The 14,431-nt window shown below is 47.7% G+C and carries 12 protein-coding genes; 5 read left to right on the top strand and 7 right to left on the bottom strand.

Going from position 1 to position 14,431, the window contains the following annotated elements; translation table 11 throughout:
• Positions 1 to 175 precede the first annotated feature (175 nt).
• From hemY to M1D67_RS05650, 4 genes are all read right to left on the bottom strand, one after another.
• Entirely contained in the window at positions 176 to 1,588 is a 1,413-nt protein-coding gene (gene hemY / locus M1D67_RS05665) for a protoporphyrinogen oxidase (protein ID WP_023856566.1), read from the bottom strand.
• A gap of 15 nt (positions 1,589 to 1,603) precedes the next feature.
• Positions 1,604 to 2,542, bottom strand: coding sequence for a ferrochelatase (gene hemH / locus M1D67_RS05660; RefSeq protein ID WP_039072633.1), 939 nt, complete (start codon positions 2,540 to 2,542; stop codon positions 1,604 to 1,606).
• 73 nt (positions 2,543 to 2,615) lie between these two features.
• Positions 2,616 to 3,677 carry a uroporphyrinogen decarboxylase gene (gene hemE, locus M1D67_RS05655; RefSeq protein ID WP_186439805.1) on the bottom strand — a complete coding sequence of 354 codons (1,062 nt, stop codon included), beginning with the start codon at positions 3,675 to 3,677 and terminating at the stop codon, positions 2,616 to 2,618.
• 125 nt (positions 3,678 to 3,802) lie between these two features.
• Complete coding sequence (locus M1D67_RS05650) at positions 3,803 to 5,941, bottom strand: transglycosylase domain-containing protein (RefSeq protein WP_479831654.1); 2,139 nt, start codon at positions 5,939 to 5,941, stop codon at positions 3,803 to 3,805.
• 131 nt (positions 5,942 to 6,072) lie between these two features.
• Here M1D67_RS05650 and M1D67_RS05645 point away from each other — a divergent pair, with 131 nt between their 5' ends.
• The 3 genes from M1D67_RS05645 to M1D67_RS05635 all read left to right on the top strand — a co-directional run bounded on the left by M1D67_RS05645 (position 6,073) and on the right by M1D67_RS05635 (position 9,361).
• Positions 6,073 to 6,576, top strand: coding sequence for an antibiotic biosynthesis monooxygenase family protein (locus M1D67_RS05645; protein WP_039072631.1), 504 nt, complete (start codon positions 6,073 to 6,075; stop codon positions 6,574 to 6,576).
• A 107-nt stretch (positions 6,577 to 6,683) separates the two neighbouring features.
• Positions 6,684 to 8,060: a membrane protein gene (locus M1D67_RS05640; RefSeq protein WP_023856561.1), complete on the top strand. Its 1,377-nt coding sequence runs from the start codon at positions 6,684 to 6,686 to the stop codon at positions 8,058 to 8,060.
• A gap of 140 nt (positions 8,061 to 8,200) precedes the next feature.
• Positions 8,201 to 9,361, top strand: coding sequence for a M20 family metallopeptidase (locus tag M1D67_RS05635; protein WP_165395396.1), 1,161 nt, complete (start codon positions 8,201 to 8,203; stop codon positions 9,359 to 9,361).
• 27 nt (positions 9,362 to 9,388) lie between these two features.
• On the opposite strand, the gene M1D67_RS05630 is transcribed toward M1D67_RS05635, so the two are convergent.
• The 3 genes from M1D67_RS05630 to M1D67_RS05620 are packed head-to-tail and all read right to left on the bottom strand — an operon-like array spanning position 9,389 to position 12,110.
• A complete protein-coding gene (locus tag M1D67_RS05630) occupies positions 9,389 to 10,102 on the bottom strand; it encodes an EcsC family protein (protein WP_429717299.1) in 714 nt (237 codons plus the stop codon).
• Between the two features lie 48 nt (positions 10,103 to 10,150).
• Positions 10,151 to 11,377: an ABC transporter permease gene (locus M1D67_RS05625; RefSeq protein ID WP_020450803.1), complete on the bottom strand. Its 1,227-nt coding sequence runs from the start codon at positions 11,375 to 11,377 to the stop codon at positions 10,151 to 10,153.
• Positions 11,370 to 12,110, bottom strand: a complete 741-nt coding sequence (locus tag M1D67_RS05620) for an ABC transporter ATP-binding protein (protein ID WP_020450802.1) — start codon at positions 12,108 to 12,110, stop codon at positions 11,370 to 11,372. The genes M1D67_RS05625 and M1D67_RS05620 overlap by 8 nt, the downstream gene beginning before the upstream one ends.
• Before the next feature lie 524 nt (positions 12,111 to 12,634).
• Here M1D67_RS05620 and M1D67_RS05615 point away from each other — a divergent pair.
• Positions 12,635 to 13,054 carry an HIT family protein gene (locus M1D67_RS05615; RefSeq protein WP_020450801.1) on the top strand — a complete coding sequence of 140 codons (420 nt, stop codon included), beginning with the start codon at positions 12,635 to 12,637 and terminating at the stop codon, positions 13,052 to 13,054.
• Between the two features lie 198 nt (positions 13,055 to 13,252).
• Complete coding sequence (gene serC / locus M1D67_RS05610; RefSeq protein ID WP_458110509.1) at positions 13,253 to 14,326, top strand: 3-phosphoserine/phosphohydroxythreonine transaminase; 1,074 nt, start codon at positions 13,253 to 13,255, stop codon at positions 14,324 to 14,326.
• Positions 14,327 to 14,431 lie beyond the last annotated feature (105 nt).

Here is a 14,431-nt window from a genome sequence, read left to right as displayed (position 1 = left end):
CTATTTGAACATTTTGGTCAGTAAGTACAAAAAGTAATGTAACACACCTGAATATAAAATGCAATAATTTAAATGTTATCTTTTCCATAAACAAACTTTAAAATGATGAAAGCTGTAAAAAGAGTGAAATAAAAAAAGCCGCCGAATGGATTCGGACAGCTTTATTTGCTCTTCTTTATTCGAAAAGGTGTGAGAGTACATCGGCTACGGCCTGCTTGCCTTGGTCGATGCAATCCGGAATGCCGACCCCTTCAAAAGAGGCCCCCGTCATGAAAACGCCCGGATATGACGCCTGTAACCCTTCCCTGATCTCTTTCATTCTTTTCTTATGGCCGACATGGTATTGCGGCATCGCTTCATGCCATCTTGTGATGCAGGTCATTTCCGGCTCGCCGTCGATCTTCATAATCCGCCTTAAATCGTCGAGGACGATTTTCACCATTTCGTTATCTGACTGTTCGACAACGGACTCATCGCCGGCTTTCCCCACATAAGCTCTTAACAGAACTTTTCCTTCAGGCGTTGTGCTCGGCCATTTTTTGTTTGTCCAAGTACACGCCGTAATCGAAAAGTCGCTGTTCCTTGAAATGACAAAGCCTGTTCCTTGATGCTCCATTTGGACGGCTTCTTCCGGAAATCCGAGCGCCACATTGGCGACAGATGTTGACACCATATCTTCTAAACCCTTCAGCCAATCCGCTTTTGGAAACATCGCGGCAGCTGCTTTATGGGGAGCGGTGACCACGGCCGAATCAGCGTGAAGCACCTTGCCGTTGTCAAGCTTCATGCTGTAGCCCGAGCCCGCGCGCTCAATGCTGACGACCTTTGTGCCTTTATAAACCTTTGTGATATCGAGCTGCTTTTCCAGTTCTTCAACAATCGTCTGCAGGCCGGTTTTCACCGTCTGGAACTGGCCTTTCTTTTTGTTCGCAGGCTTTTTGGCGCTCTGGGCGCCGCGCGATTTTTTCATCCCGATGATCAAGCTTCTGTACTTCTGTTCTGTCTGGTAGAATTGCGGGAAAGTTGACATCAGACTGAGGCGGTCAATGTCCCCGGCATAAATGCCTGACAAAAGCGGTTCGATCAGGTTCTCCACCACTTCACCGCCGACACGCCTTCTGAAAAATTCTCCGAGCGACTGGTCTTCCTGCGGCTTGCTCGCTGGAAGCAGCAAATCCATTCCGGCTCTCAACTTCCCCGGCAAGGAAAACAAGCCGGTTGTCAGAAAAGGTCCGATTTTTGTCGGCACCCCCATCACAGCTCCTTCCGGAATCGGATAGAGCGTTTCGCTGACAAGAACATAAGACTGGCCTGTCGCGTTGTTCACGAGCAAGTGCTCCAGCCCGAGATCCTTCACGAGCTGAGGTGCGCTTTGCTTCCGTTCCAAAAATGAATCCGGCCCCCGTTCAATCACATAGCCGTCTTTGTGTACCGTCTGTATCTTTCCGCCCAGTCTCGGACTTGCTTCAACAAGCGTGACTTCGGCCGGGAGATCGTTCTTTTTGATTTCCTTCTCCAAGTAGAAGGCGGCGGCCAATCCGGTAATACCGCCGCCGATGATGACAATCTGCCTGCGTTCTCCACTCATTTACAATCGCCTTCTTTACTGTTCTTTCTCCAATTGTTTTAATACAACATCTGCTAAAGCATCGATAAACTCATGTTTTGCGTTAGGCATTTCAGGTCTGTAATAGCTTGCTCCGATATCGTCTGTGACGACTTTGCATTCATAATCGTTGTCATAAAGAACTTCCAAATGGTCAGCTACGAAGCCGACGGGAGCATAAACAAAAGCGCTGTACCCTTTTTGCTCTGACAAGTCACGGGTCAAATCCTGAACATCCGGCCCAAGCCACGGATCAGGGGTGTTTCCTTCGCTTTGCCAGCCGACGGCGTAATCTTTTACACCCGCCGCTTCGGCAATCAGCTTCGCTGATTCTTTAAGCTGTTCAGGATATGGATCACCCATTTCGACGATCTTTTCGGGAAGGCTGTGCGCCGATACAATCAAGACGGCGTTTTCCCTTTCTTCCGAAGGCATTTCGTCATAGATTTTTCTCACTTGATCCGCCCAATATGCGATGAATTTCGGCTCATCATACCAGCTGTTGATCGATGTGATCGACAATCCGCCGAGCTTTTCAGCCTCGTCTTTCGCCCGCTTGTTGTACGACTGTACGCTGAAGGTGGAGAAATGGGGCGCAAGCACGATGCTGACGGCTTCTGTAATCCCGTCTTTATGCATCTCCTGAACGGCATCCTCGATGAAAGGTTCGATATGTTTGAGACCGATATATGACTTGAATACCACATCATCCTGAAGCTCGTTTAAGCGTTTTTCCAGCTGCTTCGTCTGCTCTTTCGTGATCTTTGCAAGCGGAGAAATTCCGCCGATCGCCTTATAGCGGTCTTTTAAGTCCTGAAGCATGTCAGGCTCAGGCTTCCTGCCTCTTCTGATGTGTGTATAATAACGTTCAATGTCTTCCTCTTTGTACGGCGTCCCATACGCCATAACAAGAAGCCCCATTTTCTTTTTACCCAACGTGAACACCTCTTTAAAGATCATGATCTATACGTATTTTGACAGTTTATATTGAAAAGACCAACTGAAATGCTCATGTCATCAGGCTCGATTTTTTTGAGGCGGAATACTCATGAACAAATGCCGTCAATTTTTTCAGTGTGTCAGGACTCACTTCGGGAAAAATCCCGTGACCGAGGTTGAAAATAAACCGGTCCGTCTGCATGCCCTGATCGAGAATGGCTTTCGTCCTCTCTTCAATGACTTCCCACGGGGCGAGGAGGATCGAAGGATCCAAATTCCCCTGAAGCGTTTTTGTCAGCCCTTTATCCCTGGCTTCCTGCACGCTCATCCGCCAGTCCAACCCGACGACGTCAAGGTCAAGATCGTGCCATTCAGTCGCGAGGTGGCTTGCGCCGACCCCGAACATAATCAGCGGCACGCCTTCTTTTTTCAGCTCTTTGAAAAGAATGTCCATCGTCGGCTTGATATAGCGGCAATAATCACCGGCATTCAACGCCCCGACCCAGGAATCGAACACTTGAATGGCTTTGGCACCGGCGCGGATTTGGGCTTTGACGTATACAGCCGCCATCTTCCCGAGCTTTTTCATCAAGAGGTCCCATGCAGCAGGCTGGCTGTACATAAACGCTTTTGTTTTATTGTAGTTTTTGGACGGGCCGCCTTCGATCATATAGCTGGCCAGTGTAAACGGCGCCCCAGTAAAACCGATCAGCGGAACGTTCAGCTGTTCTTCTGTCAAGAGCCTGATCGTCTCCAGCACATATGGTATATGCTCCTCCGGCTCGAGTTCGCCAAGTTTTTCAACATCTGTGAGAGATGTGATCGGCTGATCGATAACAGGACCGATGCCGTTTTTAATTTCGACGTCAACGCCAATACCTGGAAGCGGTGTCATTATGTCTTTATAAAGTATTGCCGCATCGACACCGTACTGTTCGACGGGGAGCCTTGTCACGTAAGCGCACAGTTCGGGCTGATGCGTAATTTCGAACAGTCCGTATTTTTCCTTGAGCGCTCTGTACTCAGGCTGTGATCTTCCAGCCTGCCTCATGTACCATACCGGTACATGGGCGGCTTTTTCTCCTCGGCACGCTTTTAAGAATGTGTCATTAAAAGCCTTGTCGTTTTTCATCATGATATCCACCTTTCAAGCTGCAACCATACGTTCGCAAAATTACTCCTTCCAATATACCGTTTTTTTATTGAACGGTATACTCATGAGACTTATTGTTCAAGAAATTGATGAATTTCGGGTACCTAATGACCCGAAGGAAACACTTTCGGTTCGATATAATCAGTCCCTTTCCCCTCTGTTTTCGTCTGCGGATTGTACGGAACAATTTTATAGGAAGCATTGGAAAAGATGTTTGCATAAGGGATTGAATAGCTTCCTTTCCCCTTAACCGTATCAATGAGCGTTTCTTTTCCGTTTTTCCTTTCATATATTCGGTATTCAACCCTTTTATCCTCTTGTTCATGCCATTTTAATGACACCGTAATCAGCCCCATCGGCGTAAAGGAATAGTCTGCTTTAACACTTTCCAAATCTTCGAGGCGGATCGGCCTGTCCAGATCTTTTACACCTTCAGGCGCCTTAAATCGTTCAGACTTATGGTTGGAGCGTTTTAAAATGTCTTTAAACAGCCTTGTCGGATAAGCGCTGCCGCCTTTTAAATAATGGGATTCATCCGTTTTATCGTAGCCCATCCAGACAGCTCCCGTCACTTCGGGCGTATACCCCGCAAACCAGGCATCTTTTGTTCCGCCCTCTTTTCCGGTATACGTGGTCGAGCCCGTTTTTCCTGCAATCTCTCCGGAAAAATCACCGGCTTTTCCCGTTCCGCTTTTCACGACCTCCTCTAGCATTCGCGTCATGTTCCAAGCGGTTTGTTTGCTGAATACCTTTTCTGATTTTTCCTCGCGGCGGAATATGACATCCCCGTTTTCGTCCGTGATTTTTTTAATAAAGAACGGCTCGGTGTATTGTCCTGAATTTGCAAAGGTCCGGTATGCCCCGGCAATCTCAAGCGGCGACACTCCTTTCTCTAAGCCGCCCAGCCCCAATGCCAGGCCCTCATCCGGCACGTTCATGCCCAAGCGGCTGAGATAAGGCTTCACCGTTTCGATTCCGATCTCATTTAGCGTCCATACGGCAGGCGCGTTTTTGCTGTAGGTCAGCGCATCCACCATAGAGACCTTGCCCTCGTACTGGCCGTCATAGTTTTTCGGCGAGTAGCCGCCGTATGACAGCTGTTTATCTTCAAGCATGGAGTACGGCTTAAACCGCTTTTCTTCAAGAGCGGGGCCGTAAACGGCAAGCGGTTTAAAAGTCGAACCCGGCTGACGCGGGGCTGTTGCCCTGTTGTAGCCTTTCGGAGCGTATTCCCGACCTCCGAGAGCGGCCACTACGCCGCCTGTCCGGTTATCGATAAAAACGGCGCTCCCTTCAGCTTTATTGTCTGTTCCGGGAAAATAGCCGTCCTGCTTCATCAGCGTGTAAGCCGCTTTTTGTATCGAAACGTCGAGCGGAACACTGATTGTGTATCCGCCTTGAAGAAGCTGTTCACTCGAAATCGAATATTTGTCTTCCGCTTCTTTCATGACCAGATCAATATAGCTGTCAAGCCACGGATTTTTTGATTTTTCTTTCACGTGGAGGCCCAATGTGCTGCCTTGGGCTCTGACGGTTTCCTTTGAGCTGATATATCCCTGCTCGTTCATCATGCCGAGAATGACATTGCGCCGCTCACGGCTTTTTTCCGGATTGAGAATGGGCGAATACGTGGACGGCGCTTTAGGAATGGAAGCCAGCACCGCTCCCTCACTGACCGTCAAGTCTTTCACATCTTTGCTAAAAAAGTAGTTTGCAGCCGCCTGGATTCCATAGACGCCGTGCCCGAAATAAAGCTGGTTCAAATACATTTCCAAAAGCTTGTCTTTGCTGTAGTCCCGCTCCAAGTTGATCGCGATTATGACTTCTTTCGTTTTTCTTAAAAACGTTTTGTCGTGTGTCAAAAAAGTGTTTTTTGCGAGCTGCTGGGTGATCGTACTTCCACCTTCCACTTTTCCTCCCGCTAATATATCTTTATAGACCGCACGGCTCACGGATTTAAAATCGATGCCGTGGTGCTCATAAAAGCGCTTGTCTTCAACCGCGATAAAGGCATTTTTTACGCCGTCCGGCACCTCGGCAATTGAAATAGGTCTTCTGTTTTCAGTATAGAGGCTTGTGACTTCTTCTCCATTTTGGTCGACGATTTTAGAAGAAGCATGGAAAATCAGTTTCTTTTCATCAATCACATAATCCCCCAGAAACAAAATCGTAATATATCCGATTAACGATAAAAGGAATATCGCCGCTGTAATGATGATTGGAATGAAAAATCTCTTTCTCATATGGTCACCTCATTCCTTTCTATAGCTAGTATGGGAATTTTTTCTTCAAATTATGTTGCAGCATTTATAGCGGGTATAGATAGAATTTTAAATCGTCCTTTTGTTATACTATCAAAAAAGGGGTGATAAAATTGAATTTTTACATTACATACGGAACTGTCGAGTTTTTAAAAAAGCTCGCCAAACAGCACGGTCTTGAAAACATGTTATTTATGAAAAGCCACGATTCCGCCATTCTCTTTCACGAAACCGACGGAGAAAGCGTCTTTCATTCTCCTCACCGCTACGAAATCATCGATCAGTCGGGAACTTTGGAACATTCCGGATTCGCCGTCCTCAACAACATCCCTGTCACACCGGAAGGAAGACCGCTTTTCGAAACCCGTTTTAAAAACAGAGCCGGAAAAATCGAAAATCAGTCTGGCTTTAAAGCCCTCAGGGTGCTGAGGCCGAAAGACAGCGATACGTATATCGTACTGACGCTGTGGGACACAGAACAGTCGTTTCAGGACTGGAAAAGCTCCAAATCGTTCGGCGAAGCCCATCAAAAGAAGGAATCTTCAGCTGGAATCAACCAAGGCGGAACGATTTTTTCCCGCCCATCCTATATTTCTTCGTATCATTCTGTCGAATAACTGCCTTTTAAGGCAGTTTTTTATTTCCGAGGAAATGAGCCCTTCCTTCACACTCTGACAGCCCAGGAATAAGCTGTATGAGGTTATGTTAACGGGGGGATCGGGAAATGGAAATTGAATTAACGTCCGTTCACTTTATATATTTGGGCTTTATCGCTGCAATTCTCGCATTTATGCTTCTTCGTCTTGATACCACCTTTATATCGCTTGCCGGGGTTTTTTTCATTTCATTAGCGGCGACCCATTCTGCCATTGCCTCTGTGATGGGCCTGTTCAACAGCTTAATCTACGCCGCCGGAGAACTTCTCCCGACCATTTTCATCATCTGCTTTACCGTTTCGATGAGCGAACTGCTGGCAAAGACCGGCGTTAATGAAGCAATGGTCACTCCGATCGCCAAATGGATGAAAGGTCCTGCCTTGGCCTACTGGATCACCGGAGCTTTAATGTTTATCATTTCTTCATTTTTTTGGCCCTCCCCGGCTGTCGCATTGATCGGCGCCGTCCTCCTGCCTGCCGCGCTGAAAGCCGGCCTCTCCCCGATAGCGGTAGCGTGCGCCATGAATTTGTTCGGCCACGGTTTCGCTCTATCAGGCGATTACATCATCCAGGCGGCGCCTAAATTGACCGGAGATGCAGCCGGACTGTCCGTTGCAGAAGTGATGTCTGCAAGCGTTCCGCTCGTCCTGATCATGGGCTTTTCGACAACGGCGGCAGCCTTTTTTATGCTCAGGAAAGAGAAAGACAATCAAGCAGCCGCAAACAGTGAGCGGCGGCAAAGCGAGCCTGAATGGCTTCTTCCCCCAGCCCCAAGAAAATGGCTCGCACTGATGATTCCGGTCATTTTTTTAGGGGATATCGCCGCGATGCTGATCCTGGAATTGCAAGGAGACGAAGCGACGGCGCTTGTCGGAGGAACAGCTGTCTTCGTCATGATTCTCATTCATTTTATCGTCCACAAACACCGTCGTCTTGAGAAAATCACCGGTTATTTCATTCGCGGATTTCAGTTCGGCTTTAAAGTGTTTGCCCCCGTCATTCCGATCGCCGCCTTTTTTTACTTGGGCGACGCGGGTTTCGAAAAAGTACTGACAGCCGAGATACCCGGTTTTTCTAATAGGATCGTGCAGGACCTCGGTTCAGCTTTTGCCCACAGCGTCCCGCTCTCTCCAGAACTCGCCGCAGTGGCGCTCACTGTCACGGGAGCGGTGACCGGTCTTGACGGCTCCGGTTTTTCAGGAATATCTCTAGCCGGATCAGCTGCTTCGATGTTTGCTGCGGCTGTTGACGGCAACCCGGCCGTTCTGACCGCACTCGGCCAAATCTCAGCCATTTGGGTCGGCGGCGGTACGCTTGTGCCATGGGCGCTCATTCCGGTAGCAGCGATTTGTAAAGTGGACCCGTTCGATCTTGCCAGAAAAAACTTTATTCCTGTAGCAGCCGGATTAACTGTCACAACGATTGCCGCCATTTTTCTTCTATAAAACGTGACAGCAAGGTTGAACAGCGGCTTCAGTTGTCATAAAATTATAAAAACTTGTCATTCCTAAAAGGAGGAATTTTTTTGAGCGCATCCGCATTCATCCGACAAATTAATGAGCAGCTTGATGCACACTACGATGAAATGGTCAAATTGAGGCGTCATTTTCATCAGCACCCGGAGCTTTCTTTTCAAGAAAAGAAAACAGCCGCATTTATCGCTTCTTACTATGAAGCGCTCGGTATTCCTATCCGCACCAATGTCGGCGGGGGCGGAGTTCTCGCGCACATCGAAGGCGGATCGCCCGGCCCCGTCATTGCGCTTCGAGCCGATTTTGACGCGCTGCCCATTCATGATGAAAAAGATGTGCCTTACCGGTCGACGGTGCCGGGAGTGATGCATGCCTGCGGACACGACGGGCACACGGCCACCCTGCTCGTCCTCGCGAAAATTTTGAACGAACATGCCGACCGTTTAAAAGGAAAGATCGTCCTCATCCATCAGCACGCCGAGGAATATTCCCCGGGTGGAGCCAGGCCGATGATTGAAGACGGCTGTCTTGACGGTGTTGACGTGATTTTCGGAACCCATTTGTGGGCTACTGAGCCGACGGGAACCGTTCAATATCGAACAGGACCGATCATGGCCGCTGCGGACCGTTTTACGATTACGATTAAAGGCAAAGGCGGGCATGGCGCACAGCCTCATAAAACAAAAGACGCCGTGTTGATCGGATCGCAGATCGTCGCTTCACTCCAGCAGATTGTCAGCCGCAGGCTCGATCCGACTCAGCCGGCAGTCGTTTCGATAGGTTCATTTGTTGCCGAAAACTCCTTTAATGTAATCGCTGATAAAGCCGTTTTAATCGGGACGGCGCGTTCCTTCAATGATGAAATCCGCACCTTGATTGAAAACGAAATTGAACAGATTGCAAAAGGTATATGCGGCATGCATGGCGCTGACTGTGACTATTCCTTTGAAAGGGGCTATCCGCCTGTCTGCAATCATCCGGAAGAAACGGCTTTTCTCGCAAAAATCGCCAAACAGACAGAAGGCGTCGAAAACGTTGAGGAAAGCGGCATGCAAATGGGCGGGGAAGATTTCGCTTACTACCTAGAGCGCGTCAAAGGGACATTTTTCTTTACAGGCGCCCGTCCTGAAAATCCGGACGCGGTGTTTCCCCACCACCATCCGAAATTCGATCTTGATGAAAAAGCGCTGCTGATCGCAGCCAAGGTGCTGGCAAATGCCGCTGTCTCCTATCAGGAGAAAGAGCAGTCGCTCCGCGAAACGCCTGCAATGTAACAACCGAAAAAGCAAAAAACAGCCGGATCAACAATATCCGGCTGTCTCATGTATCAACCTCATATGGAAAACGTGTCTCGCTGTTTCCCCAAGATGCCCAAGCAGCTTATAGTTAGCCGTTCCGCCTATGACCGCGCCGAAGCCCGGCACAAGCTGAAACAGCTTTACAAGATCGAGATAGTCCCGGTATTCCTGCTGAAATGCCAGCCAATCGATTTCGCGCTTTTCGGTTTCCCAATGTTCAATCATACGGAAAATTTCTTTTCGGTGAGCTTCCCCTGAGAAGGCGAGCTGAAAAATATACAGAAGAAACATCCGCTCTTCTTTTTCCTTGATATCGTATCCGTAAATCGACGCCAATTCAAACAGGCATTTCATTTTGATGCCGAGCAAAAGCGGAAAGTCCGCCAGTCCGAGAAAAATCCCGCCTGCGCCTGTTCCGATCCCTTCAACGGCAGCCGCCTTTTGATACTGGGCGATCGTCTTCTGAGCCAGCTCATCTTTTTCCCTTAGTGAAAGCGTGCCTGTTTTCTTGTCAAAAGTCGTCAAATTCGAGCCGAGCAAAGTGGCCTCGACCATCTTTTTAATGCTTTCTGTTATCGCTTTATGAACTTTGGCGGGAATGCGGGCATTGATTTTCGACTGCACGCCTTTCGACATCCGCTCAGCCATCGACGGCTTTCTGAGAAACTTCATTTTCCAGCGGATTGCTTCCTCCAAATAAAGCTGGTTTTCATTCATGCGCCTCTCACCTCTTCTTTCATCATACTTGCTTAAAAAGAAAAGGATTCATGATCTCTTGGCATTTTTCTTTAATCTGCTGTTGAAATAAGGCTTCAAAATTACAAATATAAGCAATGCGGAGCCGGCCAGTCCGGCGAGCATCCCGGTCCACTGCATCATGGCTCCGGCAACGGCAGATAAAACAAGCGCCTGGACGCTCAGAACAATGTGAAGCAGACCGAAAAAGCTCTTCCGCTTTTCTGCAGCTTTGACGGGATAAAGCTCCTGCAAGGACAAGTGTGAAAAATGATCAAACAGCGGCGTCAGCTGAATTCCTGTAATGAATACGGTAAAGACGATGAGCGCCGCAGAAACCCACTCATATGTCGAAAAATAAGCGATGATGATACCAAAAATTGCGGTCAGCCTGACGACGATACCGAAATAGTCGTTTGATCTGATAAAGGCCCTTCCGTACATATATGTAAATGTCCGGCGCTGTTCATACGGAATAAACCGGAGCATCCAATCGAGATATGCTCTTCTTTTCGCCTGCTTTCTAAGATGGGGAACGTCTGTGAATAGGTTCGCAATTCTGTAGAACCGCTGCTTTCTTCTGATTTCGTCTTCAATATGCAGCTCCCATTTAAACGATTTTTTCTTATCGATCATTTTAAAATACACATACAGAGCGGCCATGATCAGGTAGACAGCTGCTGCAAATCCGTATGAAGACGCTAAAGCGAAATAGATCGCGATCGTGTTGAGAAGCAGTCTGACAATCCAGTCGGTGACCCTCATGTTTTTTTCGCCGAAAAACGTCATCCGCCATTGCATCGCTGTGTTCCATCCTTTTAAGACGAGCAGCTGAATCAGCAAGATGAAGTACGCGGAAAATGCCTGGCCGCTCGCTTCAAAATAGAGCGGTGCCAAAGCGAGGGCCGCGGCGGCCAGCGGAAAAAGCTGCGTCAACAAACTGAATCGGAAAGCCTGCTGAAAATACGGCTCCATCTTTGCTTCGAGCGGCAGCAAAAAGACGAGATCCGCTTCTTTAATTAGCGTGCGGACGTATGAGCCTGTCAAAATGAACGAAAAGATGACGGCCATCACCCAATAGGCGGGAAAACCTTCGGGCATCTCTTTCAGCCATTTGCTGTACCAGCTCGCAGCTCCTGCAAGGAAAAAAATCATGACGATGACAAGGTGGTCATTCAGCATGTATTTCAAATATGATCTTGTTTCTTTGACATACTCCTCAATTCTTGTCTTCCAAATCCCCAGAATGCTATTCATAGCTCTCTTCCTTCGTCAGTTCAAGATACAGGTCGTCGAGGCTCGCTTCTTCCATCGAAAACTGCTCTCTGAGCTCATCAAGCGTTCCTTTCGCCCGCACTTCGCCGTTATGAAGAATAATGAAGGAGTCGCAATACCGCTCTGCCGTTGCCAAAATATGCGTCGACATCAAAACCGCCGCTCCGTTTTTCTTCGCTTCGTTCATCCGCTCGAGAAGGGCATTGATCGCCAGCGGATCAAGACCGAGAAACGGTTCGTCTATAATGTACAGGTCGGGTTCGACAAGGAAAGCGCACATGATCATAACCTTCTGCTTCATACCTTTTGAAAAATGGGCAGGGAACCATTTCAGGCGCTTCTCCATTCTGAATTCTTTCAAAAGCGGCGGAAGCCTTTTCTCGAACGTTTCCTTCGAAAGGCCGTACGCCATCGCCGTCAGCTCCAAATGCTCCTTCAATGTCAGCTCTTCATATAAAATCGGCGTTTCCGGAATAAACGTAAATTGGGAACGATAGCTTTCCGGATCGTCCATGAACGTTTTGCCGTTCAATTCAACCGATCCTTTGTGCGGTTCCATTAAGCCGATGATATGCCGGATCGTCGTGCTTTTCCCCGCTCCGTTCAAACCGATCAGCCCGACGATCTGCTCCCGTTCAATCGCAAATGAAACATCGCGCAGCACCGGGTTTCTTGTATACCCTCCAGTTAACTCATTAACAGTCAGTAGTGACATACGTTCGTTCCTTTCCTGCATTTTTCTTAATAGTACCAAAAACAAGAATGTATTTGAAACGTTTTCCCTCCCGCTTTTCGGCCTTAAAATAAAACGAATAATCGAATGCGCATCAGGACATTCTAATTCTTGAAGAAGGGAAAGCTTATCAACTCTGGCGAATGAGGTGTTTGTCAAAGACAAAATCGGCAAGAGTTCCTGAGTATGAAACATGTCAAGCTTAGAAATTTCTTTCATCCACTGAATTGAGAAAGCACCTGCTTTATTTGACATCTCCGTCATATAAAAAAGGTGTGACGATCAAATGAGGTGTTTGTCGCAGGAAATGTATAGGCGTTACAAGCTTTCATTTTGACGAAAATGGGGTGCTTGCAAAAGGCAGTTAACGTTTCTTCATTAAAGCGTACCTTCTTCAGGCAGGGTGAACGTTGGAGCCGTTCATCCTGTTTTTCGTGTTTTCGCGCAAATTGTGGTAATATGTTGCTTATACATAACCTTTCCCTGATGGAAAAAGGAGGAAAAGTATGAGCGACTGTATTTTCTGCAAAATCATAAACGGAGAAATCCCTTGTGCAAAGGTATTTGAAAATGAACATGTACTGGCTTTTCTCGACATCAGCCAAGTCACAAAAGGGCATACGCTTGTGATTCCAAAAGTTCATAAAACCAATATTTACGAAATGACACCTGATGTTTCAAGGGAATTTTTTGAAGCGGTTCCGAAAATCGCCCAAGCTATCAAAGACGAATACGAGCCGATCGGCTTAAACCTTCTGAATAACAATGGCGAAAAAGCGGGGCAGTCCGTCTTCCACTATCACATGCACATCATCCCCCGCTACGGCAAAGGAGACGGATTCGGAGCCGTCTGGAAAACACATGCGGACGACTATTCACCGGAAGACTTGCAGAACATTGCAGCTTCCATCAACAAGCACCTGTAATCGAGACATTGTCCAAGGGCGCCGGCAGCTGCCGGCGTCTTTTTTTCGTTCAAAAAAACTCCACATTTATCAGATCGCCCGGCACGACTAAATAGACTTTGTTCTATATTTCACACAATTCAAATTTTTTATGTATAACCGGAACCTTTTGTGATAGGATGGTTTTATATTTTTATACATGAACAGGGAGCGATTGTGATGATACGTACAACGAACTTTAACGCAGGACCGGCAGCACTGCCTTTAGAAGTACTGCAAAAGGCGAAAGACGAATTTCTTGATTTCAACGGTGCGGGGATGTCCGTGATGGAGCTGTCCCACCGCAGCAAAGAGTATGACGCCGTTCATCAAAAAGCGAAAGCTCTGTTAAAGGAACTGATGGACATACCTGATGATTATGAAGTCATGTTTCTGCAAGGCGGAGCAAGCCTTCAGTTCTCAATGATTCCGATGAACTTCCTCTCCAAAGACAAAACGGCGCACTACATAATGACAGGCGCCTGGTCTGAAAAAGCGCTCGCCGAAGCGAAGCTCTTCGGAAACACATCGATCATCGCGTCCAGTAAAGAAAATACGTACAGCTATATTCCCGAAGTACCGGAGATTCCGGCAGACGGTGCTTACCTCCACCTGACTTCCAACAACACGATCTTCGGAACGCAGTGGCAAAAGTTCCCTGACGCTCCGATTCCGGTTGTCGCTGATATGTCCAGCGATATTTTAAGCAGAAAAATCGATGTTTCCCAATTTGACATCATCTATGCCGGCGCTCAGAAAAACCTCGGACCGTCAGGGGTGACCGTTGTCATCATGAAAAAAGACTGGCTCGGCAAAGAAAACGAGCAAGTTGCCAAAATCCTGAAGTACTCAACACATGCCAAAGCGGATTCTCTCTACAATACCCCGCCGACTTTTGCGATTTATATGCTGTCTCTCGTGCTGGAGTGGCTCAAGGAAAAAGGCGGCCTCGATGCCATTGAGAAACGCAATCGAGAAAAGGCCGGTATTTTATACAACGCGATCGACGAAAGCGGCGGATTCTACCGCGGCCATGCGAGAGAAGACAGCCGCTCAAACATGAACGTCACCTTTACGCTCAAAAATGATGAGCTGACAGCATCATTCATCGCAAAGGCAAAGGAAGAAAAAATGTCAGGGCTTGGCGGACACCGTTCGGTCGGAGGCTGCCGCGCTTCGATTTACAATGCCGTATCTGTTGAAGACTGCGAAATGCTGGCAGCCTTTATGAAGAAATTCCACGAAGAAAACTGATGGTTTATCCTGATGATGGAAGATGGCGAAAAAGGCTTCCCCATTCCTTCGAAAGTTTGATATACTACTAGAAAGCTTTCGCAATAAATGACGAGCATATTATTG

Source organism: Bacillus sp. PK6-025 (genome assembly GCF_056530265.1).
Note: the sequence above shows the minus strand (reverse complement) of the source record. Positions and strands in the feature narration are given on the sequence as shown.

What these genes read in the sequence shown, in the direction of transcription:
- M1D67_RS05620 (WP_020450802.1), bottom strand. Translation starts at nt 12,110, where the DNA reads ATGTCACTACTGACTGTTAATGAGTTAACTGGAGGGTATACAAGAAAC.
- M1D67_RS05650 (WP_479831654.1), bottom strand. Translation starts at nt 5,941, where the DNA reads ATGAGAAAGAGATTTTTCATTCCAATCATCATTACAGCGGCGATATTC.
- serC (WP_458110509.1), top strand. Translation starts at nt 13,253, where the DNA reads ATGATACGTACAACGAACTTTAACGCAGGACCGGCAGCACTGCCTTTA.
- M1D67_RS05635 (WP_165395396.1), top strand. Translation starts at nt 8,201, where the DNA reads ATGGTCAAATTGAGGCGTCATTTTCATCAGCACCCGGAGCTTTCTTTT.
- hemE (WP_186439805.1), bottom strand. Translation starts at nt 3,677, where the DNA reads ATGAAAAACGACAAGGCTTTTAATGACACATTCTTAAAAGCGTGCCGA.
- M1D67_RS05625 (WP_020450803.1), bottom strand. Translation starts at nt 11,377, where the DNA reads ATGAATAGCATTCTGGGGATTTGGAAGACAAGAATTGAGGAGTATGTC.
- M1D67_RS05615 (WP_020450801.1), top strand. Translation starts at nt 12,635, where the DNA reads ATGAGCGACTGTATTTTCTGCAAAATCATAAACGGAGAAATCCCTTGT.
- hemY (WP_023856566.1), bottom strand. Translation starts at nt 1,588, where the DNA reads ATGAGTGGAGAACGCAGGCAGATTGTCATCATCGGCGGCGGTATTACC.
- M1D67_RS05630 (WP_429717299.1), bottom strand. Translation starts at nt 10,102, where the DNA reads ATGAATGAAAACCAGCTTTATTTGGAGGAAGCAATCCGCTGGAAAATG.
- M1D67_RS05640 (WP_023856561.1), top strand. Translation starts at nt 6,684, where the DNA reads ATGGAAATTGAATTAACGTCCGTTCACTTTATATATTTGGGCTTTATC.